This is a genomic window from Diplocloster hominis, from assembly GCF_032380655.1.
Classification (GTDB): Bacteria; Bacillota; Clostridia; order Lachnospirales; family Lachnospiraceae; genus Diplocloster; species Diplocloster hominis.
Window position 1 is genome coordinate 17,282 of the sequence record NZ_JAWDIY010000005.1, and the last position, 26,200, is coordinate 43,481.

23 protein-coding genes and 1 pseudogene are annotated in these 26,200 nt (G+C 48.1%); 21 read left to right on the plus strand and 3 right to left on the minus strand.

Features of this window, described 5'->3' with window-relative positions:
* Positions 1-9 precede the first annotated feature (9 nt).
* On the minus strand, positions 10-1,296 hold the full coding sequence (locus tag ABC831_RS06050; protein ID WP_343247340.1) for an aspartate aminotransferase type Ic: 1,287 nt from the start codon (positions 1,294-1,296) through the stop codon (positions 10-12).
* Between the two features lie 202 nt (positions 1,297-1,498).
* On the opposite strand from ABC831_RS06050, the gene ABC831_RS06055 reads away from it, so the two are divergent.
* From ABC831_RS06055 to ABC831_RS06095, 9 genes and pseudogenes are all read left to right on the plus strand, one after another.
* Complete coding sequence (locus tag ABC831_RS06055; protein ID WP_343247341.1) at positions 1,499-2,290, plus strand: zinc dependent phospholipase C family protein; 792 nt, start codon at positions 1,499-1,501, stop codon at positions 2,288-2,290.
* Positions 2,291-2,379: 89 nt separating this feature from the next.
* On the plus strand, positions 2,380-3,645 hold the full coding sequence (locus ABC831_RS06060; RefSeq protein ID WP_343247342.1) for an MFS transporter: 1,266 nt from the start codon (positions 2,380-2,382) through the stop codon (positions 3,643-3,645).
* Positions 3,642-3,707, plus strand: a pseudogene (locus ABC831_RS06065) (hypothetical protein); the annotation flags it as partial. The gene ABC831_RS06060 and the pseudogene ABC831_RS06065, both read left to right, overlap by 4 nt.
* A gap of 13 nt (positions 3,708-3,720) precedes the next feature.
* Positions 3,721-4,266 (plus strand): GNAT family N-acetyltransferase, encoded by a 546-nt coding sequence (locus tag ABC831_RS06070; protein ID WP_343247343.1) that lies wholly within the window; start codon positions 3,721-3,723, stop codon positions 4,264-4,266.
* Positions 4,267-4,625: 359 nt separating this feature from the next.
* Positions 4,626-5,135, plus strand: a complete 510-nt coding sequence (locus ABC831_RS06075; RefSeq protein ID WP_343247344.1) for a DedA family protein — start codon at positions 4,626-4,628, stop codon at positions 5,133-5,135.
* 11 nt (positions 5,136-5,146) lie between these two features.
* Positions 5,147-6,397, plus strand: a complete 1,251-nt coding sequence (locus ABC831_RS06080) for a glycosyltransferase (RefSeq protein ID WP_343247345.1) — start codon at positions 5,147-5,149, stop codon at positions 6,395-6,397.
* Entirely contained in the window at positions 6,378-7,100 is a 723-nt protein-coding gene (locus tag ABC831_RS06085; protein ID WP_343247346.1) for a hypothetical protein, read from the plus strand. Before ABC831_RS06080 ends, ABC831_RS06085 begins: the two co-directional genes overlap by 20 nt.
* Positions 7,101-7,150: 50 nt before the next feature.
* Entirely contained in the window at positions 7,151-7,864 is a 714-nt protein-coding gene (locus tag ABC831_RS06090; protein ID WP_238723319.1) for a response regulator transcription factor, read from the plus strand.
* A complete protein-coding gene (locus ABC831_RS06095; RefSeq protein ID WP_343247347.1) occupies positions 7,836-10,034 on the plus strand; it encodes a histidine kinase dimerization/phospho-acceptor domain-containing protein in 2,199 nt (732 codons plus the stop codon). Before ABC831_RS06090 ends, ABC831_RS06095 begins: the two co-directional genes overlap by 29 nt.
* Positions 10,035-10,454: 420 nt before the next feature.
* On the opposite strand, the gene ABC831_RS06100 is transcribed toward ABC831_RS06095, so the two are convergent.
* The gene (locus ABC831_RS06100; RefSeq protein WP_343247348.1) at positions 10,455-11,462 is read right to left on the minus strand and encodes a DUF3592 domain-containing protein; all 1,008 of its coding nucleotides are present in this window, start codon (positions 11,460-11,462) and stop codon (positions 10,455-10,457) included.
* An 860-nt stretch (positions 11,463-12,322) separates the two neighbouring features.
* Here ABC831_RS06100 and ABC831_RS06105 point away from each other — a divergent pair.
* The 5 genes from ABC831_RS06105 (at position 12,323) to ABC831_RS06125 (ending at position 16,324) form a co-directional block, all read left to right on the plus strand.
* On the plus strand, positions 12,323-13,081 hold the full coding sequence (locus tag ABC831_RS06105; protein WP_343247349.1) for an N-acetylmuramoyl-L-alanine amidase: 759 nt from the start codon (positions 12,323-12,325) through the stop codon (positions 13,079-13,081).
* A gap of 307 nt (positions 13,082-13,388) precedes the next feature.
* The gene (locus ABC831_RS06110; RefSeq protein ID WP_343247350.1) at positions 13,389-14,087 is read left to right on the plus strand and encodes a hypothetical protein; all 699 of its coding nucleotides are present in this window, start codon (positions 13,389-13,391) and stop codon (positions 14,085-14,087) included.
* A complete protein-coding gene (locus ABC831_RS06115; RefSeq protein ID WP_343247351.1) occupies positions 14,041-14,745 on the plus strand; it encodes a hypothetical protein in 705 nt (234 codons plus the stop codon). The genes ABC831_RS06110 and ABC831_RS06115 overlap by 47 nt, the downstream gene beginning before the upstream one ends.
* The gene (locus ABC831_RS06120; RefSeq protein WP_343247352.1) at positions 14,738-15,589 is read left to right on the plus strand and encodes a hypothetical protein; all 852 of its coding nucleotides are present in this window, start codon (positions 14,738-14,740) and stop codon (positions 15,587-15,589) included. The genes ABC831_RS06115 and ABC831_RS06120 overlap by 8 nt, the downstream gene beginning before the upstream one ends.
* A 147-nt stretch (positions 15,590-15,736) precedes the next feature.
* The gene (locus ABC831_RS06125) at positions 15,737-16,324 is read left to right on the plus strand and encodes a sigma-70 domain-containing protein (protein WP_343247353.1); all 588 of its coding nucleotides are present in this window, start codon (positions 15,737-15,739) and stop codon (positions 16,322-16,324) included.
* 104 nt (positions 16,325-16,428) lie between these two features.
* On the opposite strand, the gene ABC831_RS06130 is transcribed toward ABC831_RS06125, so the two are convergent.
* Positions 16,429-17,706, minus strand: coding sequence for an HlyC/CorC family transporter (locus ABC831_RS06130; protein WP_343247354.1), 1,278 nt, complete (start codon positions 17,704-17,706; stop codon positions 16,429-16,431).
* A gap of 203 nt (positions 17,707-17,909) precedes the next feature.
* Between ABC831_RS06130 and ABC831_RS06135 the strand changes: the two genes are divergently transcribed.
* From ABC831_RS06135 to ABC831_RS06165, 7 genes are all read left to right on the plus strand, one after another.
* Positions 17,910-18,284: a TIGR04086 family membrane protein gene (locus ABC831_RS06135; RefSeq protein ID WP_343247355.1), complete on the plus strand. Its 375-nt coding sequence runs from the start codon at positions 17,910-17,912 to the stop codon at positions 18,282-18,284.
* Between the two features lie 283 nt (positions 18,285-18,567).
* Positions 18,568-18,711, plus strand: coding sequence for a six-cysteine ranthipeptide SCIFF (gene scfA, locus ABC831_RS06140; protein ID WP_158347237.1), 144 nt, complete (start codon positions 18,568-18,570; stop codon positions 18,709-18,711).
* A gap of 120 nt (positions 18,712-18,831) precedes the next feature.
* Complete coding sequence (scfB, locus tag ABC831_RS06145; protein ID WP_343247356.1) at positions 18,832-20,178, plus strand: thioether cross-link-forming SCIFF peptide maturase; 1,347 nt, start codon at positions 18,832-18,834, stop codon at positions 20,176-20,178.
* Between the two features lie 25 nt (positions 20,179-20,203).
* Entirely contained in the window at positions 20,204-22,348 is a 2,145-nt protein-coding gene (gene secD, locus ABC831_RS06150) for a protein translocase subunit SecD (RefSeq protein ID WP_343247357.1), read from the plus strand.
* 166 nt (positions 22,349-22,514) lie between these two features.
* Complete coding sequence (recJ, locus tag ABC831_RS06155) at positions 22,515-24,278, plus strand: single-stranded-DNA-specific exonuclease RecJ (RefSeq protein ID WP_343247358.1); 1,764 nt, start codon at positions 22,515-22,517, stop codon at positions 24,276-24,278.
* Positions 24,279-24,304: 26 nt separating this feature from the next.
* Positions 24,305-24,973: a response regulator transcription factor gene (locus ABC831_RS06160; protein ID WP_343247359.1), complete on the plus strand. Its 669-nt coding sequence runs from the start codon at positions 24,305-24,307 to the stop codon at positions 24,971-24,973.
* Positions 24,970-26,154: a sensor histidine kinase gene (locus ABC831_RS06165; protein WP_343247360.1), complete on the plus strand. Its 1,185-nt coding sequence runs from the start codon at positions 24,970-24,972 to the stop codon at positions 26,152-26,154. The genes ABC831_RS06160 and ABC831_RS06165 overlap by 4 nt, the downstream gene beginning before the upstream one ends.
* The last annotated feature ends 46 nt before the right edge of the window (positions 26,155-26,200 follow it).

A 26,200-nucleotide genomic window follows, 5' to 3' on the forward strand; every position in this document is an offset into this window, starting at 1 on the left:
CCGCTGTTATTATCTGTTTTCGAGAATCTTATCGATGGAAACCAGTTTGACGCAGAGGACAAACAGTTCTGTAGCCAGAGCCAGCTCTTGCGTAGTCGGGAAAGAAGGAGCGATACGGATGTTGCTGTCTTTCGGGTCCTTTCCATAAGGATAGGTCGCTCCGGCAGGCGTCATAACAACACCGGCGTCTTTGGCCTTCTGAACAATAGCTTTCGCGCAGCCTTCCAGGGAGTCGAAGGAGATAAAATATCCACCCTTCGGACGGATCCATTCACCAATACCCAGTCCGCTCAACTCTTTTTCAAAGGTGTCCACAACCGCCTCGAATTTTGGACGCATACTGGCGGCATGTTTTTTCATATGCTCGGTAATCCCGTTCAGATCCTTGAAATAGCGTACATGGCGCAGTTCATTTAACTTGTCGTGACCGATGGTCTGCACGGTCATGTGCTGCCGGATCTCCTTTAAGTTCGCATCGGAAGCGGCGATGGCAGCGACTCCGGAACCGGGGAAACTGATCTTGGAAGTGGAGGTGAATTTATATACGATATCCGGATTACCGGCCTTCTCACATTCGGTAACCAGTTCGATCAGGATGTCCTGATCATCTTCGTACAGGTGATGTACACTGTAGGCATTGTCCCAGAAGATCCTGAAATCCTTTGCCGCAGGTTTTAAGCGGGCAAAACGGCGCACCGTCTCATCCGAATAAGTGATTCCCTGGGGATTGGAGTATTTCGGTACACACCAGATTCCCTTGATCGAATCATCCTGGCGGACCAGTTCCTCGATCAGGTCCATATCCGGGCCGGTAGGAAGCATGGGAATATTGATCATTTCAATGCCGAAATATTCCGTGATTTTAAAGTGACGGTCATACCCGGGAACCGGACAGAGGAACTTTACCTTATCCAGCTTCGCCCAGGGAGTGCTTCCAAGCACACCATGTGTCATGGCGTGGCTGACCATATCAAACATCACATTCAGGCTGGAGTTGCCGAATATGATAATCTTATCAGCGGGAACTTCGATCATGGATGCGAGAAGCTCTTTGGCTTCCTGGATACCATCGATTACTCCATAGTTTCTGCAGTCGATCCCGGCTTCGCATTTTAAATTTGTTGAGCTGTTCAGGACATCCATCATTCCCATGGAGAGGTCTAACTGCTCAGCAGAAGGTTTTCCGCGGGACATATCCAGTTTCAGACCCTTCCCCTGGAAAGCTTTATATGTTGCTTCTAATTCGGCTTTTAGGGCCAATAACTCATCGTTGCTCATTTCCTGATAACTTTTCATAATAGCGCACCCTTCCTTTTTTTACTCTTAATTTCACATTATACCGCAGAATTTAATCCAGCACAACGGTGAATTCTATAAATGTAAAAAAGAAAATTATATAAATATAGAAAAGAAAACATATTATTTACGAGAATTTAATTTCCAAACGGAGGGAAACCCTATATAATAATATGTAGGAACCTATTCAGGAGGACAACTTATGCCTGCGATGTATACACATCACGCGTTTGCAAAGGAGGTTCGTGAGCGGCTTAAGCCGCCTTATCAGAAGATAGCAGATACTTTTGAAAATGAATATATGATTGGAGCGCAGGGACCGGATTTTTTGTTTTTTTATTATCCTTTTACGAAAAATAAGGTAAAAGACGAAGGGGAGAGAATTCATCATGAGGCTGCCCGCCTGCTGTTTGAACCGGCGCGGGAAATATTACGGGAGAAAGGGCTGGACAGTGCATACGGCGCTTATGTAATGGGGCTGCTCTGTCATTTTATGCTGGACAGCAGCTGCCACGGCACGGTTGAGGAGCAGATCGGCCATACCGGCCTGTCCCATGCGGGGCTGGAAGGTGAACTGGATTGGATGCTGATGACGCGGGACGGTTTGGACCCGGCAGCCTATCAGCCGGCAGGATTTATGAATCCGGATCTGTCATGCGCGGCAGTAGTGGCATCGTTTTATCCCGGGGTTACGCAGGAAAAAGTACATAAATCATTGAAAGCACTGAAGTGGTATAAAAATTTTCTGGTTGCAGAACATAAGGGAAAACGGTTCGTCCTGGTAACCGGCATGAAATGCACCGGCGTGTATCACAAATTCGGAGGCCTGATGATGGGAACCGCAGCCGATCCAAGAGCGGAACAGGCGGTCAGCCTGTTGTACCGCCTGTATCAGGATGCCATCGGCAATACGGCCCGTCTGGTCAAAGACTATATGGACGGTGTCAAGACAAAGGAACCGCTGGCCAAAAGATTTGAGAGGAATTTTGAATAGGCGAAGACGTGCCGGGAAGAGGCTGGGTGGAGTAATAGAAACGGTGAGGGACCGCATCTGAGTGAAGATGAGCAGGAGGAGGAGAGTTAGTGGATAAGCAAAAGTTGACGAGAATGGAAAAACAGTGGATCTTGTATGATGTGGGAAATTCCGCATTTATCATGTTGGTTACGACGATCATTCCGATCTATTATAAAAATATCGCACTGGCGGAGGGAGTATCACTGGCTCATTCCACCGCATATTTCGGGTACGCAACTTCCATATCAACCCTGATTGTAGCGTTATTGGGGCCGATTCTGGGAAGTATATCAGACACCAGGGGATATAAAAAACCATTGTTTACCTTATTCCTTGTAATCGGAGTGATGGGATGTGCGGCTCTGGCGCTGCCGGTGCCCTGGCTGGCGTTTTTGGGGATATTCGTGATCGCCAAGGTGGGTTATAATTCCAGCTTGATTTTCTACGATTCCATGCTAACTGATATCACCACAAAAGAGCGTATGGACGAAGTATCCTCCCAGGGCTATGCCTGGGGATATATCGGCAGCTGTATCCCGTTCACCATCAGCCTGCTGTTCGTGCTGTTTGCAGAGCCCATCGGGATCTCCGCTTCCACCGCCACGATGATCGCTTTTTTATTAAATGCCGTGTGGTGGTTTGGGATCACCATTCCGCTGTTAAAAAATTACAGACAGAAATATTTTGTGGAAGTACAGAGCCATCCGTTAAAAGAAAGCTTTGCCCGGATCATCAAAATGCTGAAAAACATCCGGAAGGAAAAGGGCATCTTCTTATTCCTGCTGGCTTTCCTGTTTTACATTGACGGCGTCTACACCATTATTGAGATGGCCACCTCCTATGGAAAAGATGTGGGGATCGGTGACAACAGTTTACTGTTAGCCCTGCTTCTGACTCAGGTCGTAGCCTTCCCCTGCTCCATTTTATTCGGGAAACTATCCAAGAAATATAAGACTACATCCCTGATAAAAGTAGGTATCCTGGGCTATACAGGGATCGCCCTCTTTGCCCTTCAGTTAGATAAAGCCTGGGAATTCTGGTTCCTGGCGGTCTGTGTGGCAGTATTCCAGGGGGCGATCCAGGCGCTGTCCCGGTCTTACTTTGCCAAAATCATACCGGAAGAACAGGCGGGGGAATACTTTGGCCTCTACGACATTTTCGGAAAGGGCGCTGCCTTTATCGGCACCATGATGATGGGAATCTCCACCCAAATCTCAGGCAGTTCAAAAACAGGTGTATTCCTTCTGGTGCTGATGTTCGCGGCCGGCTTTTTCTTATTCCGCAAAGCCGACCAGGTTAACGCCCAAGCCCTGTCAGAAAGGAAATCCGTATGACCGATATCATAATAGGCGTGATCCTCTTAGCAGCTGTGATCCTGGCCTCATACAAAATCTATAAAAATCATAAGAATGGAGGATGCTGCGGCAACTGCAGCGGATGCAGCGGCTGCGCAAAACATGATGATACACATTACAAAAGCCGAAAAAAATAAAAAAGATTACCTGCCCCTGCTCCTACTGGCAGACCCGGATGAAAACATGATCGATAAATACCTGGACGCAGGGGACCTGTATCTGATGAAGGAACAGGACGAGACCATCTGTGTGGCCGTAGTCGTCCGTCTGTCCGACACGGAATGCGAGCTGAAGAATCTGGCGGTAGCCGAACCGCACCAGCATCAGGGGAACGCGACCGCCATGATGCTCTATCTCTTTTACATGTACCAGCTTCTCTACGAAACCATGTATGTGGGCACCAGTGAAAAGGGGGTATCCTTCTATCAGAAGCTGGGGTTTGAGTATGATCGTACGCTGCCCGGTTTTTTCACACAGCATTACCCGGAACCTGTCTATGAGGATGGGGTGCTTTGTGAGGATATGATTTATTTGAAAAAAGACCTGACTGCGGCTGGACATTGCTGTGGCGGGGAGGGGACTGGCATCTTTCGGCAGTAAAGCTAAAATTTCAAAGTAACGACGCAGAGAAAGGGGCCTGTCCCCGGATGTTGACTGGAAGCAGTCTCACATCCGGGGACAGGCGCTTTTTTCGCATCCGGGAACAGGCGCTTTTTTTCGAATAGGCCGGCATCCTGGGACAGGCCCCTTTCTCCACGCAGTTACTTGAAGGTTTCGCTTTACTGCCGAAAGGTGCCAGTCCCCTCCCATCTAGCCTGTTTAAAAATAAATCTCCGAATTTTTAAAGAAATGCTTTAGAAATTCTTTGGATTTTTATATGCGTGCATTTTAGATTCTTCTTTTATGATAGGTACATCACAAAGAGAGAGCCTGATTGGAGTTATGAGGAGGAAATACAAATGGGAATGGAAATGTTCACACAATACTTTGTGCAGTATGGAGCGATAGCGATATTTGTGATTGTTCTGCTGGAATATATGAATATGCCGGGGTTTCCGGCCGGGATTATTATGCCGCTGGCAGGTGTGTGGGCCAAGGGAGGGGGAATCAGTTTCGCGATGACGATTCTTCTGACGGTGGCGGCAGGATTGATCGGCAGCTGGATTCTGTATGGATTGGGAAGAATGGGAGGAGAGTTCTTCTTAGGTAAATTCCTGAAGAAGTTCCCGAAACATGAAGAAGCGATCCATAAGAATTTTGATATGTTGAGACGAAAGGGCAGTATTGGAGTATTTATCAGTAAGCTGCTTCCGATGGTCCGGACTTTGATCTCTATTCCGGCCGGAGTGCTGAAAATGGATTTTGTGAAATATACGGTGGCTTCCCTGCTGGGAGTATTTGTATGGAACTTCTTTTTTGTAGGCGCCGGTTACCTTATGGGTGACGCGGTATTTAAGATTTTATCATAGGGGGATTCGTTATGAGAATAGCAATGCTGACAAATAATTATAAACCTTTTATCGGGGGAGTCCCCATTTCGATCGAACGGCTGGCCCAGGGATTAAGAGAACTGGGGCATGTGGTGTATATATTTGCTCCCTCTTATGAAAATCAGGAGGAGGAGCCCTATGTGATCCGCTATAAGTCCTGCAAAAAACAAATGGACGGCGGAATGTATATCCCCAATATCTTTGACCGGGAGATCGAAGACCAGTTCCGGCTGCTGCAGTTTGATGTGATCCATGTGCATCATCCCATGCTGATCGGATATACAGCCCTTTATCTCGGGAAAAAATACAAGATACCCGTGACGTTTACTTATCACACCAGATATGAACAGTACCTGCATTACCTGAAGCCCTATGGGAAACTGATGCAGCGCTACCGGCAGGAGCGGTTCGAAAGCCTGAGAAAAGTGGAAGAGAAAGTGTTTTATTACAGTACCCAGGTAGTGATGCCGGGTTATACCAAATGGTTCGCCAACCAGTGTGATCTGGTGTTCGCCCCGACCCCTATGATGCGGGATTATCTGCTGGAACAGGGGACGGACACAAAGGTCCAGGTTCTGCCGACGGGACTGAACCGGTCCTATTTTGACAGTGATGAGAGCATCAGCCAGGGGCTGCGTAATCAGCTGGGCGGCAAAAAGCGTTACGTGTTCTGCACCATCGCGAGGCTGGCGAAAGAAAAGAATCTGGATTTCCTGATAGATACCATGTATGATCTGAAAGCCCGGTTTGGGAACCAGTTCCGCCTGCTGGTTATGGGAGACGGGCCGGAACGGGAACATCTGCAGAACCGGATCGGCGAGCTGGGACTGGAGGATCAGGTGCTTTTACTGGGAAATATTCCGAATGATCAGATCAAGTATTACTGTAAGGCCTGCGATTTGTTCTTGTTTGCTTCCAAATCCGAGACTCAGGGGATCGTGCTGCTGGAAGCGATGGCGGCCCAGGTTCCTGTGATCGCGGTAAAAGCATCCGGGGTGGTGGATGTGGTAAAGAACGCAAGGAACGGCTATATGGTTTCGGAAAACAGGGAAGAGATGGCAGATAAGATCTGCCGGGCTTTGGAAAATCCGGTACTTTATGACCAGCTGTCCCGGGGGGCACAGGAAACCGCATGGGAATATTTAAATACCAATATTGCCCGCCGGGCGGAGGCAGGATACCAGAATGCGATCGCCTGCAATATGAGAAGGGGGTATCGTCATGCAATGGCAAACGATTAAACATAAAATTTTAAATCATCTGTTTGGTGCTTATCTGAAACTGATCGAGGGCACCTGCCGGGTCCGGTTTGTCAATGAGAGCTGTGTAAGCTTTGGGCATATCATTGGATTCTGGCACGGAGACAGCTTTTTGATGAATCTGGTTTTGAAAAATTTTGCGAAGCGGGAGGCGGATATAGAAGTAATCGTAACGGCTGATGAACGGGGAGACTATATTGAACATCAGATCAGGAAATTTGGGGCCGGGACTTTGAGAATGCCGGATGGATTCCGGATGAAGCCTTTTTTGAAGGACCTGATGAGGGAGAGTGAAAAGCCGAACACCATTATGGCGGTTTCCCTGGACGGACCTTTAGGGCCCCGCTACGAACCCAAGAAGCTGGCGTTTATGCTGGCGGAGAATGGACAGAAGAATTTTATCGGAATCCGGATCGTGCCTTCCCGTGCGATACGCCTGACAAAGCGCTGGGACCAGTACGCGGTACCGCTGCCGTTTACCAGCATTACAGTTACAATGGATGATTTTGGAATGATAACAAAACAGGATCTGAAAGAATTCAAAGAGTATAAGGAATATGTCAGGGAGCGGTTAGTTCCGGGAGAAAATGCGGCAGAAGAAAGAAACGCACCAGCGGATACAAAGCAAGACCTCTTAAATGTCTGTACAGCCGGTTCTTTGCAGAACGCCAAAAGCGTGTTATAATGGCGAATGAAACAAAATTCGCTATGGAACAGCTGGAGGTTAAGGAAAAAATGGACGCATATCACGTATTGGTAGTGGAAGATGATCAGGAAATCCGCGATGGAATCGAAATCTATCTGAAAAGCCAGGGCTATGAGGTATATAAGGCCGCCGATGGAGTGGAGGGCCTGGAAGTGATTGAAAATCATGAGATCCACCTGGCGATCGTAGACATCATGATGCCGAGAATGGACGGTGTGACGATGGTCATGAAACTGCGTCAGACCCATGATTTCCCGGTGATCATGCTGTCTGCAAAGTCAGAAGAAGTGGATAAGATCATGGGGCTTAACATGGGAGCGGATGATTACGTGACAAAACCGTTTACACCGCTGGAACTGCTGGCCCGTGTGAATTCCCACCTGCGCCGCTATTCGAAATACCTGGAAGCCCTGGGCGGCAAGAAGCAGGAACCAAGTGAGCATGTATATACAATCGGAGGATTGGAACTGAACGAGGATACGGTGGAAGTGACCGTGGATGGAGTGGCGATTAAGACGACTCCGATTGAATTTAAAATATTGCAACTGTTAATGAAGAATCCCGGACGGGTGTTTTCGGCGGAAGAAATCTATGAACGCGTGTGGAATGAACGGGCAATCAATACCGATACCATAATGGTCCATGTGCGGAATATCCGTGAAAAAATCGAAATCAACCCTAAGGAACCCAAATATTTAAAGGTGGTGTGGGGTGTTGGATACAAAATTGAAAAACAATCATAAATTAGGAATTATACTGATCGTCCTGACGATCCTGATCCCGGCGATCGCGATGGTAGCCCTGTATCCGGTGGTAAAATCACAGGCAAACCGGTATCAGGAAACGCATCGGGATGATTTTGAAGAGACGTACTCGGCGGAAGATTATGTGGGATATGACTATATCGACCGGCTCTATAACAGCAGTTACGTACTGTACCTGGATCTGCAGAAAAAACAGGGAAACGTGGATTCAGCGGTGGATCTGTTTGTGCCGAATCTGACGGATTATTATGGAAGCTCTACGGAGGAATACGCCTCCGTCCGGTCCCGGATTAACGAGATGCTGGAGGAATACCGCAGCAGTCTGGTAGGACTGATGGATACGGTGGATTACTATGCGGTCGACAAACTGTCAAAGAATACGGAGACAAACACAGTAAATGATCTGTCCAATCTGTTGACCGGCTCCACGGCGGATATAGAGAAAATAAAAGAACTGTACGACGGCTATATTATTCTGGATTTTGATGAAAACGGCGATATTTCCGTACTCGGGACTTATGAAATCAACCGGGAAAGCACTTATCGGGAGATCCAGGAAAAACGCCATGAAAATGCATATTCTAATTTTTATGGGGACAGCGGATCGGGAATCGAGCTGGCGTCTCCGAAAAACATGCAGGTCGTATACGCGGTTAAGTTACCGATGGTATACAGTGCGGATAACAATAATCAGTGGTGGCAGCAGTACTCTATTTACAACAATATCGGTTACGGCTGGCTGATGCTGATCGTGATGACGGTCATCGGGGCAATTGCCATCCTGCTGCCGCGGATAAAGAAGCTGGGAGTGGGAAATGAAAAGATATTCCGTGTGCCCATGGAATTTGGAATCATCGGTATTTGCATTGTATTAAACCTTTACACTGGTCTGATCAGTATGATGATCGACGTCAATATGGGATATGCACAGGCCGCTCTTTCCGATGCCGGATTCGCGTACAGCTTAAGTGAAGGGATACCCTATGCCTATAATATCCTTGGATGGGCAGCGGCCTTCGCTCTCTGGTACTGGTCCGTTACCATAATACAGCCGCTGTTTACACTGGGATTGCGGCGCTATATTAAGGAACGCAGCTTTATTTACAGGATCTTCCCGTTTATCAAAAGGCAGACGAAACGATTCTTCGCCTATGTGACAGACGTGGATCTGACGGATCATATGAACAAGACCATCTGGAAGATCGTATTAATCAACTTTGTAGTAGTGACGATCATCTGCTGCATGTGGTTCTTCGGAATCTTCGGAGTCATCGTCTATTCGGTTATCCTGTTTGTCACCCTGCGAAAATACTTCAGCAGGTTAAGGGAACAGTACAAGACGCTGCTAGAGGCCACGAACCAGTTGGCGGAAGGCAATCTGGACATAGAGATCAACGAGGACTTAGGCTTGTTCAATCCCTTCAAGGGAGAACTGCAGAAGATCCAGTCGGGCTTCAAAAAAGCAGTGGACGAAGAGGTCAAGAGCCAGAACATGAAGACAGAGCTCATCACCAATGTCTCCCACGACTTAAAGACCCCGTTAACGGCCATCATCACTTACGTGGACCTGCTGAAAGATGAAAATATAACACCGGAAGAGCGCCAGTCCTACATCAACACCCTGGATAAGAAATCCCAGCGCCTGAAGGTACTGATCGAAGACCTCTTCGAGGTCAGCAAAGCGACCACGAAAAACGTAACGCTGAACATCATAGAGGTGGACATTGTCAACCTATTAAAACAGGTAAAATTCGAACTGGAAGAAAAGATCCAATCCTCCACCCTGGACTTCCGCTGGAATCTGCCGGAAGAAAAGGTAATCCTGGGCCTGGATTCCCAGAAGACCTACCGCGTGTTCGAAAACCTGATCAACAACATTTTAAAATACTCTATGCCAAACAGCCGTGTATACATCGACGTGAAAAAAGCCGGTGAACACGTGCAGATCACCATGAAAAATGTCTCTGCCACCGAACTGAATTTCGATCCGGAAGAAATCACCGAACGTTTCGTGCGGGGAGACCTGTCCCGAAATACTGAGGGCAGCGGACTCGGACTTGCGATCGCAAAAAGCTTCGTGGAGCTCCAGAACGGCAGCTTTGCGATCGATATCGACGGAGATCTGTTTAAGGTCACGCTGACCTGGTAGACGGGAGGATGCGTTCCAGGGGGTGGGAGTAAGGGCCGGGATGAGAGGGAAAGGGGGGCCCGATCGGAACCGGGCGGCAAATCTCGTGGGGCCAAATCACTTCGGCCGGACCTAAGAACGGCTAACTCCGAAGACAGGAGAACCTCTTATTAGCAGGGCCTGGAACAAACTCGCCAAAGGGCGGCTCGAACAGTGTTCCAGGCCCTGCGAGGTTCTCCTGTCTTCTGCGTAAGCTGTTCTAAGGTCCGGCCTCAAGTGATTTGGCCCCACGAGATTTGCCGCCCGGTTCCGATCGGGCCCCCCTTTCCCTCTCATCCCTGCTTTACTACAGGCATTTTGGCTGGGATGCCAGATTCTATGTGCTGACTGAGAAGAGTGGAAAGAACAATCCCAAAGCCGCAGACAGAGGGCAGACAGCAATTATTCTTTCCAATATCCAAGTTCTTTTAATAACTCCTCAGCTTTTGGCTTATACTTTGCTTGTGCTGAAACATAAAGAACCGTGTCGCTGATACGGATTTTTGCCACATAAAGTTCTTCATTTTCTACTGAATATAACTCGTGAACCATTCCGCCAGAGTCTTTCATATCTCCGTCCGATATAGGAAGTGTCATACCATTAAATAAGACACTGGCACTTTCCGCCGTATCCATAACAACAAAATCCATTCTGATATTGCCATCGTTACACGAGTATGCTTCTTTAAGCATAGAACCTACTTTCCAACTCTGGCTTAACTCTGTCGTTGTATCATTAGCTGTATAACCAGCCGTACTGGTAATTTCTACAAAACGGTCTGTTCCTATGGGGTGAATGCCCGGAAACAGTTTTATTGCCAAGAATGTACCGCCTAAAACTACCGCAACAACTATGGTTCTTAAAGCTACCTCCAGGGCTGGGTTTCGGGTATTCCTGTTCATCTCTTTGGGCTTTACATATTCCTCCGGCGGAAGAATTTCTTCCTCTTCCGGCTCGCCTCTTCTTCGTATTTTATGAATGAGCGCCCAAGTGCCTGAAAGGAAAAACCCGATTATTGTTAAGCTTACTCCAAAAACGAGGAAAATTATCAAATTATAAATACTTGGCTTCAATAGATCCGTCGATTTTTCCGGAGCTTCCGGGTCATACTTTATTTTGATTATATCGCCGAGTCCCATTGCCTTGCTTCTATTGTAAAGCTTACCGGAGTATTTATTTCCATCCACTTCGTACTGATAGGTAATATCATAATCGACATGATGATTATGACGGGTACCTGAATACCCGCTTGATATATCAATAACATAAGCGGTTGTAGTAACCCAGTCTTTTTGATTATGCTCATCTATATAATTGTAAACGCCCTCACCAACCATACGGATGCCGAGAATTAACACAATAATTCCCATTATTCGAAAGAGCATCGTAAAAATTGTTCCTTTTCTCATAATTACACCATTTTCTAACCTTTCACCGCTTCTATTCTGTCTTTTAAAAATACTCAACCCTTGAAATTTTGAATTTCTAATTCTATTTTGTAGAGTACGCCTTATCCGCCATAGGCGTACCTGTCATTTCCTTTTTACCCGCTGCGGAACATAGCTTTCCGCCAACCCGTATTTTTGAACAAACCGGGTCAGCCATTGTTTTTCTTCCTCCGTCAGCTTATTACAGCACAGTTTCGTCTGCTAACAGAACACCATTAAAAGATGTTGGTTAACATTTTCATCGCTCCCCCTCTTTATCAGCTCACAGTTTTTTTCATTTTACCACATTACTGAGAACATGGAAAACGGCTTTTAGTAAAGCAGGGCTGAGAGGGCTGGGGCGTTTCTGGGGGAGGGGGGCGGCAAATCCCGCGGGGCCAAATCACTTGAGACCGGGCCTTAGAACGGCTTACGCAGAAGGTGGGAGAACCTCGCAGGGCCTGGAACGGTTCTTTCTGAGAGTTGGGTATAGCCTGGTAGACGGAATGCCCGCATACTTATACATTAAGCCGGTTGCGGGCATTCCGTCTACCAGGCTATACCCAACTCTCAGAAAGAACCCCTGGAACACTGTCCGAGCCGTCCTTTGGCGAGTTTGTTCCAGGCCCTGCCAATAAGAGGTTCTCCCGCCTTCGTAGTTAGCCGTTCTTAGGTCCGGCCGAAGTGATTTGGCCCCGCGGGATTTGCCGCCCCCCTCCCCCAGAAACGCCCCAGCCCTCTCAGCTCGGCCCTATACTAAATCCCCCTCTTATAATATTCACCAAACCCCCCACCCCAGCATAAACTAGACTATATGAGTATAGATATGGGAGGAAAACAGATTGGCGAAAGTCGTAATTGATGCCGGACATGGCGGCAGCAACCCGGGGGCGACCTATCAGGGCAGGCAGGAAAAAACGGATGCGCTGAATCTTGCCCTGGCCGTTGGAAAAATCCTGGAAGATCACGGTGTAAATGTGGTATATACAAGGACAGAGGACATTACCCAAAGTCCGGGACAGAAGGCGCGGATTGCAAACCAGGAGGGAGCGGATTTTTTTGTTTCCATACATCGTAATTCCAGCCCGAACCCGAATCAATATGAGGGGATTGAGACACTGGTCTATGACGATACGGGGATAAAGGCGCAGATGGCCCGGAATATTAACCGGGAGCTGAGCCAGCTGGGATTTCGGAACATAGGGGTCAGTGAGCGGCCGAATCTGATCGTGCTGAACAGCACACAGATGCCAGCGCTGCTGGTGGAAGCCGGATTTATTAATAATGATAAAGACAATGCGATTTTTGATGCCCAGTTTGACCGGCTGGCGCAGGCTATTGCTGATGGAATCTTACAGACACTTCCGCCTGAGGAGATCACGGTTCCCAGATATTACCGGGTGCAGGTTGGTATTTTCCAGAACCGGAACAATGCGGAGAATCTGCTGGACCGGCTGCAGATGGAAGGTTATCCTGCTTTTATGATTCAGGAGGGAGGAAACTATATTGTCCAGGTGGGCGCGTTTTCTCAGCTGGATAATGCGGTTAAGATGGAAAACAGACTTCGCAACGCGGGGTACAGCACGTTAATTACCCTGTAATGACGATTGTCGAAATTAGTCGATGGTGTCGAAAAGCAACTGTCGACTAATTTTTTTGACAAATTTCGTGAAATGTATTTACAAAACAACAAAAATTGTATATGATAGTTACATCTAAAGTGTCTTGCTAAAGTCTTTCAATGATTCCCAATACAAATTTAATATGAAGACCAGGGTTCTGCTATAACAAGGTGATTCTGTGCAGTCAGAAGAGCTTTCATTTTGCTGCCGACCGGTATACCGGCCGGGTTCCATCCGTGCTGTCTGTTGGGCAAAGTGGGATAAAATTAGTAGAGGGGGGATTTTTGTGCTTATTACAAAGAAAATAGGCTTTCTTGGTGTTCAAAAACATGATCTGTGTATTTATCTCGGACGTGTGATCCATCATTTGGGGCATCGGGTGTTAACGGTGGATAACTCTGCGGAGCAGCAGCTGAAATATTGTATTCCCATGCCGGAACTGCCCGGTCAGAGTTTTGTACTGCAGGGTGTGGAATATGGTTTTCAGATGCCCTTGGATCACATAGATATTTCGGGATATGATTATGTGTTTGAGGATCTGGGAAAGTGGAGCCCCAGGCAGCAGTCCGAATATGACGAGATCTATCTGGTGACGGATCCGCAGGTAATGAATATGGAACAGTGCAGATACCTTTTGCAGAAATTGCAGAATCCGGTAAATCTTGTTTTAAGAGATATGTGTGCGCATAAAATACAGGATAAACGTGTAATACATTTCTTTGAACAGGAGAAAACAAAAATAAGGAATCTATATATGATTGAACAGGACATCTTAGATTATGAATATCGGATTCAAATGCAGTATGAGCCATGCCGGGAATTCCATGAGATATCGGCCGGTATGGAGAAGACGATTATGCGCATGGCGCAGAATATCACAGCGCGAAGCTGGATGGATATTATGTATGCCTATCGCGCCGCAAGGAGGGGAGAGCTTTTTGATCATTGTTTTCTGGAGTCCGGTTCCGGATATACCTGCGGGTGATAATATGTTGTGTATCGGGATGCTGGCAGCCATCCACTTTGGGAAAAAGGTATGCCTGATTCAGAAAGACCAGGCAGAACCGGCGGGACGAACAAAAGAGATTCCTTTAAAGTCCATGTGGAGGGACAGAATTTTCTATCCTGGTATTGGCGCTGAATTTGTAAAAAAGGCGCCAGACAGAGAGAAGATTGGCAGAATCGTCCGCCCTGATACCTGTTTACAGGGGCTGAAACAGATTGAAAAAAGGGTAGGTCTGGTATTTTTGGATGCCGGATCCGGACAGGATAACAGGCTTAAGTGGATCTTCCAGGCGGCAGATGTTATCATTGTAAATCTTTGGCAAAACAACAATGCCCTGGACCGGTTTTTTAAATGTAGACAGATTTATTCGCACAAATATCTGTATGTATGGGATCGCTTTGATAAGGATTCCCATTGTAACGCCAGCTATATACATAATATGTACAGGGTCGGCCGGGATCAGTTTGGCGTAGTTCCCTGTAACCCGGAATTCGAACAGGCTTTGTCTGAGCGCAATGTTCTGGGATTTTTGCTCAATAACCATGGTGGCGGTCAAAACTGCAGAAATGAGCTCTTTATGGAGGAAGTTTTAAAAACTACCCAGATGGTATTGAGAAAGGCAGGTATTATTGAGTAATCAGATACGCACGGATCAGAATGATATGAATATGGAGATGCTGAAGGAGGGGGTTTGCCATAGAATTCATGAGTTTCTGGTAAAAGATAGTAAGGATGGGAATCCTGAAGATTTGAAGAATAAGATGGCGGAAGACTTTAGGATCATGCTTCGTTTGGCGTTAAGGGAATGCGGGGGTGGAAATACACAGGCAAAAAATCTGATCAGGGAATTTATAAGGAAGATTCTTTTAGATGATTATCAAATCAGAACGGACGCGATAGATAAGCTTATTTTGTTTCATGACCCAGAGCATTTGACGGTATTAGACCGATTTGAAATTCTGCTTTATCAGTACCGTCTGGAATTCGCTGCGGATGGGCTGGAGAAATTGCTCTGCCGCTGCACTCCAAAGAGGCATGAACAACAGGGAAAATCAATCTGGGATATTTCCACTCAGGATATAAATGATGTCTTTTTTAGAGAACGTATGTCGCTTGATTATCTGGACAAGCTGCAAATCCTGACACAGCGTATCTTTGAAGAATGCTTGGGATGCGGACACGTGGATTTGCTTTGTGACATGCAAATATCCGGACTGATGGCCGGCAAGGTGCCGGGAGAAGAAAGAATCAGTGTCTGGGTGGATATAGGAGACCGGACTTTCCAGTTGACTTTCCTTCAATTAAATGAGGAGGAGCTGAAAAGTATATGCAGAAGGATACAAAAGAGTATGGAAGACGAAGGTGAGAGACATAGGAAAAAACTGCCGGATAACAGAAGAATAACAGTAAGCGGTCCGCCGACGGCTGAAGAATGGATGTTTTTCTTCCACAGACCAGATAACTTCTTGTCAGAAAAATAGCGGTGTGGTATCCTATACTTTATTGAGCAGCGAAGCTGCGAACCCGCCCGCAGGGCATGGATTATGGGGTGCTGTAAAGTATACTTTATTGAGCAGCGAAGCTGTAAGGGGTTCATAATTTTGTATGATGAAGTGAGGTAGAGGAGAATGACATCGGAAGATAGGCAAACCACATTGCGTTTAAGTGAAGAGGAGGAAAACTTCTGCCGTTTGTACCGGGAGGATCTGGACTCAATACAACCGGAAAGACCCGGAGAAAAGCAGGAACTCTTTGCCAAACTGGTTCAGGGAGACGCGCTGGCAAAGGGAAGGCTTACGGAGCTATATCTGAACACTGTCTTTGAGACAGCGATGGAATATGCCGGCCAGGGTGTGCTGTTGAATGACCTGGTGCAGGAGGGGAATATCGCGCTGATGCTGTCCCTGGAATCGCTGGCTGCCGGGACTGCCGGCTGGGAAGAGCAGGTGTGCGCGGCAATACGCGGTTCCATGCAGGAAGCGCTGGAAGAGCAGGAATTTCTCAAGAGCGCCAATGATACCGTAGTTACCAAAGTGAATCTGATCAGTCAGGGGGTCAGCAATCTGACAGAGGAACTGGAACGCAAAGTTACGGTAGAAGAATTAGCAGCTTATCTGAATATGCCGGAAGATGAAGTGGCGGATATCCTGAGGCTGGCCGGAGAGGGGATCGAAGTCGAGGGACATTATGGGCATGACCATCACCATGATCATTAGATTTCTGACACAATGCAGGCAGAATATGAAATGAAAAAGCGGCGTTACACGGATAAAGTGAAACGCCGCTTTTAAGCATTAGGAAAAACTCCTGTTTACTCTGATTATGCTTCCACAGAATCGGTATCCTCAGATTCGGGAAGATAGATGTGTACCTTATCGATCCGGTTTTTGTCCACGGCATCGACACACAGGCGGATTCCATTCTCTGTGCTGACCGATTCTCCCGTCTTAGGGAGATGATCCAGCTGTTCGATGATAAAACCTCCGATGGAGTCATAATCCTCAGAATCCAGGCCCAGATGCAGTACGTCTTCCAGGTCATCCAGCTTCATGTGACCGTCTACCACATACTCCGTATCACTGATCATCTGCAGCGCGTCCTCTTCATCCATATCGTATTCGTCCCGGATTTCCCCTACGATTTCTTCCAGCAGATCTTCCAGCGTGATCAGGCCAGCCGTGGCTCCGTATTCGTCCAGGACGATGGTTACATTTTTGGATGAATTCCGCATCTCCAGCAGCAGCTCGGAAGTTTTCTTATATTCGTAGGTATAATAGGGTTCCCTCAATAATTCCCGGATATGGAAATGTTCTTTGTCACAGAGCAGAAGATCCTTCACATTCAAAATTCCGATCACATCATCCGTATTTTCCTCGTAGACCGGTAATCGGGTGTATAAGTCCTCCCGGAAGGTATCGATAATTTCTTCATACGTACTGTTGACATCGACAGCTGTTACATCAATCCGGGGAATCATGACATCTTTCGCGAATGAGTCACCGAAGTCAAACACATTGTGGATCATCTGGTGTTCTTCAGTCTCAATCACTCCGTCCTCATGGCTGACATCCACAATGGTGCGCAGCTCCGTCTCTGTCATGGTATTATTCCTGGAATTTGGATCGATCCGTAATAGCAGTAAAAATCCCAGAGCCAGTCTGTTCACAATAAAAATAACCGGTGTCAGCAGCTTCATCAGCAGATAAATAACTCCGGAATAAGAAAGAGACAGATTCTCGGCAAAGATCGTTGCCAGAGTTTTTGGGGAGATCTCGCCAAATACCAGGATCAGCAGGGTCAGAATACCCGTCGCCAGTCCGGCGCCGGCGTTTCCCCACAGCCTTGTGGCTAACAATGTAGCCATGGAAGATGCGGAAAGATTGACAATATTGTTTCCGATTAAAACGGCACTCAGCATCTTACCGGAATCTTCCGTTATTTTTAACACCCGGACCGCCCGTTTATCGCCCTCCTCGGCCAGGGAACGGATGCGGATTTTGTTGACAGTGGTAAGCGCTGTCTCGGCCGATGAAAAGAATGCGGACAGCATAAGCAGTAACAGCAGGATTACGAGCTGTATCGCGTCACTTGAATCCAATGATTCTCAACTCCTCTTAAAGATTACAATGAATAACATCTATTCCAAAATATACATTATTTTCGGACAGATTGCAAGTTATAGTCATAGTTCCGGGTATCAGGAAATATATTATGTAATGTAGGGAGGGGTAGAAGGCTGAACAAATCGACGTTCACCATACCTGAATTTATAGCGTAGTTCATGCGCTGCAGGAGGAAAACATGGAAAAAAGTGCAAAAAAAGAAGTCAAGGTCATGACCATAATTAAAATCTTATTTGTTTCCTATATTATAACAGGAATTCTATTATTGATTCTGGCGCTGCTGCTTTACAAATTAGATCTGGGAGAAAATCAGGTGAATATCGGTGTGATCGCGATCTATCTGATCTCCTGCTTCGCCGGAGGATTCATCGCCGGAAAGAGAACCGGAAGCAGAAAATTCCTCTGGGGAATGGTGGTCGGCGGAGCATATTTTGCGATTCTGACGATCATAACCCTTGCGCTGAATCATACGCTGCAGGGGGAGATCGGGAATTTCTTTACCACATTGGTTCTGTGTATGGCCGGCGGAACACTGGGCGGAATGCTGAGCTGACCATATCACGAACGGTGCTCTGCTTTACATAGGCGTATGCCAAAAGGATGTTCCCCTTTGGCTGTCTCCACAACAAACGGTGCGATGCTGCCCCCTGGCGGGTGCATCGCACCGTTTGTTGCAGAATCGGCTGAAAACGGCATGAGCAGGAAGGAGTAGGAATGAGGAGGAATGAGCAAAAAAATACTTTAAAAATAGAAAGCAGTATGTTATAATCGTCAAAGAGCAACTGAGTATGGAGTATGAAGGCGCAGTTGGGAATTAGAGAAGGAGGATGCTGGAAATGAAACATGTAAAGACTTTGAATACAAAGAGCTTGCAGGAATCCATGAAAAAAGGCGGATGCGGAGAGTGTCAGACTTCTTGCCAGTCGGCATGCAAGACTTCCTGTACAGTAGGAAATCAGACCTGTGAAAACAACAAATAAATAGCAATGTGTGAGATCAGGAAGCAGCGGCTTTTGTCGCTGCTTGTTCATGTATATCCATACCGTACTGCGTAAGCGGTACACCCGCATGATGGCGGAATCCTTTGAAAGGAGATTGACGTGATACATCAATATAAAAATAATGGCTTTCACATCGTTATGGATGTGAACAGCGGAGCCATACATATCGTGGATGAAGTGGTATACGACATGCTGCCGCTTTACCAGGAGCACTCTCTTAAAGAGATCAAAGCGCTCCTCCTTGACCGATACACGGAAGATGAGATCGTGGAAGCGGCCGGTGAGATAGAAGAATTAAAAGCAGCCGGAGTATTGTTTACCGAAGACATCTATGAAAATTATCTGATGGATTTTAAGAAGAGGCCCACGGTCGTCAAGGCGCTCTGCCTGCATATCGCCCATGACTGCAACCTGGCCTGCAGGTATTGTTTTGCCGAAGAGGGAGAATACCACGGACGCAGGGAGCTGATGAGCTACGAAACCGGCAGACAGGCACTGGATTTTTTGATAGCCAATTCCGGGAACCGCAGGAATCTGGAAGTGGATTTCTTCGGCGGGGAGCCGCTGATGAACTGGCAGGTGGTAAAAGACCTGGTGGCTTACGGCAGGGAACAGGAAAAGCTGCATGATAAAAAATTCCGTTTTACCCTGACCACCAACGGAGTGCTTCTGGACGATGAAGTTATGGAGTTCGCCAATAAGGAAATGAGTAACGTGGTTCTATCCATTGACGGGCGCAAAGAGATTCATGACCGGATGCGTCCGTCCAGAAATGGAAAGGGCAGCTATGACCTGATCGTTCCCAAATTCCAGAAATTGGCGGAAAGCAGAAAACAGACGAATTATTACGTCAGGGGAACCTTTACCAGGAATAATCTGGATTTTTCTGAAGACGTGCTGCATCTGGCAGACCTGGGCTTTCAGCAGATCTCCGTGGAGCCGGTGGTGGCAGCCCCCGATGAACCGTATGCCATCCGCATGGAGGATGTGCCGGCGATCTGTGAAGAGTACGACAAGCTGGCAGCAGAGATGGTAAGGCGCAAAAAAGAAGGAAGGGATTTTAATTTCTTCCATTTTATGATAGATTTAACCGGCGGTCCATGTGTGGCCAAGCGGTTGTCCGGCTGTGGTTCCGGTACGGAATATCTGGCCGTGACGCCCTGGGGGGATCTGTATCCCTGTCATCAGTTTGTGGGTATGGAAGAGTTCCTGATGGGCAATGTTTATGATGGAGTGAAAAATACGGAATTAAGAGATGAATTCAAGTGCTGCAACGTGTACGCAAAGGAAAAATGCAGAAAATGTTTTGCCAGATTTTATTGCAGCGGCGGCTGCGCAGCGAATTCTTATCAGTTCCACGGCACGATCAATGATGCCTATGATATCGGATGTGAATTGCAGAGGAAACGTGTGGAATGTGCAATCATGATAAAAGCAGCAGAATAAAGAGAAGGAAGGAAGTACAAAAGGCATGAAAAAAAGCAGAGGGATTATTGTCCTGATTCTGGCCGCTCTTATTACAGCGGGTATGGTATTTACCGCGGCGGTGGGAATCGGAGACAGTGAAAGCGGTGCGGTAAAGCACATTAAGTTAGGCCTGGATCTGGCCGGTGGTGTCAGCATTACTTATGAGTCGGTGGAGGAGAACCCGACCGCTGAGCAGATGAGCGATACCATCTACAAGTTACAGAAGCGTGTGGAAACCTACAGTACGGAAGCCCAGGTATATCAGGAAGGCGACCGCAGGATCAATATTGAGATTCCGGGCGTGTCCGATGCCAACGCGATCCTGGAAGAACTGGGAAAACCCGGTTCCCTTCTGTTCCAGACCCAGGACGGGGAAGTGATCCTGGACGGTTCCCATGTAACCAGCGCCAAAGCGGGAAATACCACGGACAAGCTGACCGGCAACAACAATTATGTCGTACAGCTGACGTTTGATGAAGAAGGAAAAGAAAAGTTCGCGGAGGCTACACAGGCGAATATCGGTAACCGGATCGCGATTGTCTATGACGGAAATACCGTCAGCGCGCCGACCGTAAAATCAGCGATTACAAACGGTGAATGTGTCATTGAGAATATGGAATCCTATGAAGCGGCTGAAAGCCTGGCTTCCACGATCCGGATCGGTTCCCTTCAGCTTGAGTTAAAAGAAATCCGTTCCAACGTAGTCGGTGCCCAGTTAGGGGAAGAAGCCATCAGTACCAGCTTAAAAGCGGGTGCGATCGGTATCGCGCTGGTTGTTATATTTATGGTGATCTTCTATCTGTTACCTGGTCTGGCGGCAGGCCTGGCGCTGGTGATCTATACACTGCTTGTACTGCTGACTCTCAATGCGTTTGAGATCACGCTGACCCTGCCTGGTATCGCAGGCATCATTCTGTCCATCGGTATGGCAGTCGATGCAAATGTTATTATATTTGCCCGTATCCGGGAAGAGATCGCCGCCGGCCGTAATGTGAAGTCGGCAATGAAAGAGGGCTTCCGCAAGGCCATGTCCGCCATTGTGGATGGTAATATTACCACGCTGATCGCCGCTGCGGTCCTGTATTTGTTCGGTTCGGGTAGTGTGCGTGGATTTGCCCAGACATTGGCTCTTGGTATTGTATTGTCCATGTTCACGGCCTTGGTGATCACCCGGTTGATCCTGAATGCTTTCTATGCGGTAGGCTTAAAAGATAAAAAGTTCTTCGGCCAGCAAAAGGAAAGGAAAGCCATCAATTTTATTGGAAAACGGAATCTTTTCTTTGCCATTTCCATCGCGCTGATCTTAATCGGGTTTGTATTCATGGGCGTTCATTCGGCCAAAGGAACCACATTCAACTACAGCCTGGATTTCATGGGCGGTACATCGACCAACGTGACCTTTAACGAAGATATGAGTATCCAGGAAGTCGACGCCAATGTAAAACCGGTCGTGCAGGAGATCACGAAGGATGCCAATATTCAGACCCAGAAGGTGGCCGGAACGAATCAGGTCATCATCAAGACCAGAGAGCTGAATCTGACGGAAAGGGAAGCGCTGAATAACGCTCTGAAAGAAAAGTTTGGTATCGATGAGTCCCTGATTACTGCCGAGAGTATCAGCTCCACGGTAAGTAAAGAGATGAGATGGGATGCCTTTAAGTCCGTGCTCATAGCTACCCTGTGTATGCTGATCTATATATGGATCCGGTTTAATGACTTAAGATTCGGAGCCAGCGCGGTGATCGCCCTGATTCATGACGTGCTGGTGGTGATCGGCTGCTATGCGGTCGTGCGGATTCCGGTAGGAGGCACCTTCATCGCCTGTATGCTGACCATTGTCGGTTATTCGATCAACGCCACCATCGTCATCTTCGACCGTATCCGTGAAAACCTGAAACTTATGAAGAATAAGGAATCGCTGCAGGATGTTGTAAATAAGAGCGTTACCCAGACATTGTCCAGAAGTATCAATACCACGGTTACGACATTTATCACGATTGCGGTGCTCTTCATTCTGGGTGTGTCCTCGATCCGGGAATTTGCCTTCCCGTTGATGGTAGGTATCATCTGCGGCGGATACACGTCCGTATGTATCACAGGAGCCCTGTGGTATGTTATGAAGACAAAACTGGTGAAAAAAGAGAAATAGAGTTAAAAATAAGTGAGGGGCTGTTGCGAGAAGACCGTTCCCGGCTGGTTTGTGTTCCTGGTTATACCTGGAATCATGCGGCCGGCCATCTTCTTTGGGCAACAGCCCTTCCCTGTTTTTGCGTACCTGAACATATAGTGCGGCGGATACACCGCTGGAGGACATTATGGAAAAATGGTTTATTACTATGAAAAAAGCAGACTTTCAGGAGATTTCGGAAAAGTTTCATATCACTCCGGTCACAGCCAGACTGATCCGGAACCGGGATGTGGTCGGTGATGGAGCGATACAGGAATATCTGCACGGAGATTTGAAAGATCTGCACGACCCATTTCTGATGAAAGGAATGAAGGAAGCCGTTTCCATCATTCAGCAGAAGATAAAGGAGCAAAAAGCGATCCGTATCATCGGGGATTATGATATCGACGGGGTATGCTCCACGTACATCCTGCTGACCGCGTTTCAGAAGCTGGGGGCCTGCGCGGATACCGATATCCCGGACCGGATGAAGGACGGCTACGGGATCAATGAACAGCTGATACAGCGGGCTTACGAGAACGGCATTGATACGATCGTTACCTGTGACAATGGGATCGCCGCCATCGATCAGATCGCCTATGCAAAATCACTGGGTATGACAGTGGTGGTCACAGATCATCATGATATCCCGTACATAGAACAGGACGATGGCAGCAGAGAGATTCTAACGTCTCAGGCGGATGTCATCATTAACCCGAAGCAGCAGGACTGCTCCTATCCCTTTAAGAACCTGTGCGGCGCCGCGGTGGCTTATAAATTGTCCCAGGCGCTCTATGAGAGTGCGGGCTATCGCAGGGAGGACGCCTATCCGCTATTGGAATTTGCCGCGTTTGCCACAGTGGGGGACGTGATGGATCTGGTGGGAGAGAACCGGATTCTGGTAAAAATCGGTCTGCGTATGCTCCAAAATACCCAGAACAGGGGAATGCGGGCGCTGATCCAGGTCAATGATCTGGCTGACAAAAAGCTGACCGCTTATCACATCGGATTCGTACTGGGACCTTGTATCAATGCCAGCGGACGGCTGGATACGGCCAAGCGGGCCCTGAAGCTTCTGCAGGCAAGGGATACCGGGGAGGCCGAAACTTTGGCCGGTGACTTGAAGGCGCTGAACGACAGCCGGAAATACATGACACTTCAGGGTGTTGAGAAGGCCATGGAATTAATCGACAGCACAGATCTTAAGACGGACAAGGTACTGGTGGTGTACCTGCCGGATTGCCATGAGAGTCTGGCCGGGATCATAGCCGGCAGAATCAGGGAAAAATATCACAGACCGGTATTTGTGCTCACCGATTCGGAGGAGGGAGTGAAAGGCTCCGGCCGTTCCATTGAAGCCTATTCCATGTTTGAGGAGATGACCAGATGCCGTGATCTGTTCACGAAGTTCGGCGGTCATCCCATGGCTGCCGGCTGCTCCCTTCCGCCGGAGAATCTGGAGAGACTGAGAAGGCAGCTGAACCGGCAGACAACCCTGACAGAAGAGGATTTTGTGGAAAAGGTCTCCATCGATGTGGCCATGCCTCTGCAGTATATTACCGAGCAGCAGATCCGGGAACTGGAGCTTTTAGAACCGTTTGGAAAAGGGAATCAGAAACCGCTGTTCGCGGAAAAGGATGTAAAGGTCAAAGGTGCCAGAATCTTAGGAAAAAATAAAAATGTGCTGAAAATGCAGCTGGAGAACACGGCGGGCCAAACCATAGACGCCATGCTGTTCCAGGAGGTGCCGGCCTTTCTGCAGTATATCTCGGAAAAATTCGGAGAGGCAAGCATGCAGCGGATGTTAAATGGCGTGGACAGTGGAGTGAACATCAGCGTCACCTACTATCCGACGGTCAATGAATATAACGGCAAACGGACCCTGCAGATCATTATAGAAAACTACAGATAGCGGAGAAAGGAAAGGCGGTAAAACGGATGGTAAATATCATGCTCGTTGAAGATGACGATACGCTGCAGTTCGGTATACAGATGGCGTTAAAGAAAAACGGATATGGGACAATTATCTGTTCGAATCTGGAACAGGCCCGCAGCCTCTATTCTTCCCAGGTGGATCTGATTTTACTGGACCTGAATCTTCCCGATGGCTCCGGTTATGATTTTTGCGGCTGGGTAAAGAGGAGGAGCGATACCCCCATCCTGTTTCTGACGGTCAGGGATGATGAGACAGACATGGTAAAAGGACTGGATATGGGAGCGGATGACTACATCGTGAAACCATTTTCCATCACCGTGCTGTTATCCAGAATCCGGGCTGTACTGCGCCGCATCACCCAGCCGGAGCCGACGGAATTACTCACCTGCGGCGCGCTGATCTTAAATAAAGAGGCCAAAACCGTACACTTAGACGGGACGGAACTGGAACTTACAGCGGGGGAATACCGTCTGCTGCTCTGCCTGATGGAAAATAAAAACCAGACCTTAACCCGGCAGCAGCTGCTGGAAAAAGTCTGGGATGTGGACGGCAGCTTTGTGGGGGACAACGCGCTGACTGTGACTATGAAAAGGCTGAGAGAGAAACTGAAGGGATATGGGTTCATACGGACACTCAGAGGAATCGGATATCGTATGGAGGAAGAACGATGAACCGAAAAAGAAGGATGTACTGCTATGCGTCGGTTCTGCTGTTGTTTCTTGGGCTCGGCGCTTTTTGCGGCCTTTTTGCGGGCTGGTGGACTGCAGGGGAAGCTTCCCGGCAGGTCTACGGGGTTACCGCGGGTGTTATGGCTGCGCCGGAAGATGCCGGCTCTGCGGCTGCGGAAGCTTTAAAGCGCCCCAATGCTAAACTGATCTCCAGGGGGCAGAAGGAGCTGGAACGATTTGGTTATACGCCTGAGATTTTCGTGCGTCAATTTACCAGGAAAGCAGTACCGGCCGGAATGCTGCTGTTCGCGGTCCTGGCTGTTATCTGGCTGGTCACCCGGATGTTACAGGCCCGCAGCCTAAAACAGCGGGTAGAGGAGTTAACGAAAGTACTAAGAACTGTGAACAGAGGCGGACAGGCGCCGCTTCCTTTTGCCATGGAAGATGATTTTTCCAGGCTGGAAGATGAACTCGGGAAGACGGTCAACGAACTGAAACGATCCAGAGAGGAAGCGGTGGCAGTACAGAAAAGCCTGGCTGAAAATCTGGCCGATATATCCCATCAGCTGAAAACCCCGGTATCCTCCATGAAGCTGATGGCGGAAATGCTGAAAGACGAGGTCCCAGGGGAAGGGCAGATCTATATTGGGAAGCTGGAGGAACAGATCGACCGGATGAATCGTCTGGTGACATCCCTTCTCACCCTGTCCCGGCTGGATGCCGGTACCCTCCCGCTGAAGAAGGAACGCGTGGATATCGCTTCCGCAGCCCAGGCAGCGGCGGATACCCTGAGCCCTGTTCTGTCGCACCAAAAGCAGATAGTGGAAATCCAGGAAGGGCCGGCTGCGTCTATTTGCGCAGACTTTTACTGGACGGTGGAAATCTTTATCAATCTGTTAAAAAACAGCAGTGAGCATACGCCCGCCGGAGGCCGGATTCTGGTATCCTGGGAGCCGAATCCCATCTACACCCAGGTGTCGGTGGAGGACAACGGACCGGGATTCGCGAAAGAGGACCTGCCGAATCTGTTCCGAAGGTTCTACCGCGGAAGCTCCCCGTCAAAAGATGGGATCGGGATCGGCCTTGCATTGGCGAGAAAACTGGCCCAGAGCCAGGATGCCAGCCTGACTGCCGAGAATAACCCGACGGGCGGCGCTTGTTTTATTCTCCGTTTTTATCATTGATTCTCTCTGTCACCAAATTGTTAGTTTGGGGTGATAGGATGAGGGG

Coding starts and splice junctions, on each gene's coding strand:
- ABC831_RS06050 (WP_343247340.1), bottom strand. CDS start 1,296: ATGAAAAGTTATCAGGAAATGAGCAACGATGAGTTATTGGCCCTAAAA.
- ABC831_RS06055 (WP_343247341.1), top strand. CDS start 1,499: ATGCCTGCGATGTATACACATCACGCGTTTGCAAAGGAGGTTCGTGAG.
- ABC831_RS06070 (WP_343247343.1), top strand. CDS start 3,721: ATGGAGGATGCTGCGGCAACTGCAGCGGATGCAGCGGCTGCGCAAAAC.
- ABC831_RS06075 (WP_343247344.1), top strand. CDS start 4,626: ATGGGAATGGAAATGTTCACACAATACTTTGTGCAGTATGGAGCGATA.
- ABC831_RS06080 (WP_343247345.1), top strand. CDS start 5,147: ATGAGAATAGCAATGCTGACAAATAATTATAAACCTTTTATCGGGGGA.
- ABC831_RS06085 (WP_343247346.1), top strand. CDS start 6,378: ATGCAATGGCAAACGATTAAACATAAAATTTTAAATCATCTGTTTGGT.
- ABC831_RS06090 (WP_238723319.1), top strand. CDS start 7,151: ATGGACGCATATCACGTATTGGTAGTGGAAGATGATCAGGAAATCCGC.
- ABC831_RS06100 (WP_343247348.1), bottom strand. CDS start 11,462: ATGAGAAAAGGAACAATTTTTACGATGCTCTTTCGAATAATGGGAATT.
- ABC831_RS06125 (WP_343247353.1), top strand. CDS start 15,737: ATGACATCGGAAGATAGGCAAACCACATTGCGTTTAAGTGAAGAGGAG.
- ABC831_RS06135 (WP_343247355.1), top strand. CDS start 17,910: ATGGAAAAAAGTGCAAAAAAAGAAGTCAAGGTCATGACCATAATTAAA.
- scfA (WP_158347237.1), top strand. CDS start 18,568: ATGAAACATGTAAAGACTTTGAATACAAAGAGCTTGCAGGAATCCATG.
- secD (WP_343247357.1), top strand. CDS start 20,204: ATGAAAAAAAGCAGAGGGATTATTGTCCTGATTCTGGCCGCTCTTATT.
- recJ (WP_343247358.1), top strand. CDS start 22,515: ATGGAAAAATGGTTTATTACTATGAAAAAAGCAGACTTTCAGGAGATT.
- ABC831_RS06160 (WP_343247359.1), top strand. CDS start 24,305: ATGGTAAATATCATGCTCGTTGAAGATGACGATACGCTGCAGTTCGGT.
- ABC831_RS06165 (WP_343247360.1), top strand. CDS start 24,970: ATGAACCGAAAAAGAAGGATGTACTGCTATGCGTCGGTTCTGCTGTTG.